We start from the raw sequence: 782 nt of genomic DNA, 5'->3' as shown, positions 1-782 counted from the left end.
AACCGTGATCCTGGCGAATCTCGGCATGAAAGCTGGCGATCCCGGCATCGCCGAGCACCAGCTGGTTGCGGCTGTCCTGGCCGATGGTCAGGCGCTCTTCGGTCAGCCAGACCGGCGCTTGGCGGTTATCCAGGAACTGCAATCTGAGCATCTCGGGCGCCTCGGATCAGTCGAAAAGGTTGTTCAGCAAACGTTTGATCGGATTCTGCTGGGCCGGCGGCGTGCTGCGCGGCCGGCTCGCCGCCTGGCTGCTGCGCACGCGCTGCTGGTGGCCGTCGTAGAGCGCCAGCAGGCGTTCGTTGTCGGGTTCGGCCTCCAGCCCCTGCTTGATCTGCTCCAGCGCCAGGTTGTACTCGCGCCGCGCATAGGCCGCCTCGCTCTGCTCGATGAAGCGCTGCGCCACGCGGTTGATCCCGGCCTGCGCCAGCAGGTTGTCCGGCTCCCAGCCGAGCACCTGGCGGAAGTAGTGCACCGCGCTGTCGTCCTCGGGCAGGATCAGCAGGCCCTCGCCCAAGCGCTGCTCGGCCAGTTCCAGGTACTGCTGGATGCGCGCCTGCAATACCCGCTGCAGGCCGTCGGCGGCCTGGGCGTTGTCGGCATCCAGGGCCAGCGCCTGGCGGAAATAGTAGTCGGCGTTGTCCTGCGCAGGGGCGAGCAGCTGGCCTTCGCTGAGGCGCGTTTCGCCGAGGGCGAGCAGCCCGGCGAGGCGCTGCTGCAGCTGCCAGTAGTAGCCGCCGGCGCTGCCGGCGCCGAGCAGCAGCACACCGAGCAGGGCCCAGGGC

2 pseudogenes are annotated in these 782 nt (G+C 68.8%); both read right to left on the bottom strand.

The window, feature by feature from the left end:
* Window positions 1-151 (bottom strand): annotated as a pseudogene (locus tag N878_RS29720) (FHA domain-containing protein); the annotation flags it as partial.
* Between the two features lie 15 nt (window positions 152-166).
* Window positions 167-782: pseudogene (locus tag N878_RS29220) on the bottom strand (serine/threonine protein kinase); the annotation flags it as partial.

Source organism: Pseudomonas sp. EGD-AK9, from assembly GCF_000465935.2.
GTDB lineage: Bacteria > Pseudomonadota > Gammaproteobacteria > Pseudomonadales > Pseudomonadaceae > Aquipseudomonas.
This window is presented reverse-complemented; position numbering and strand designations above follow the sequence as displayed.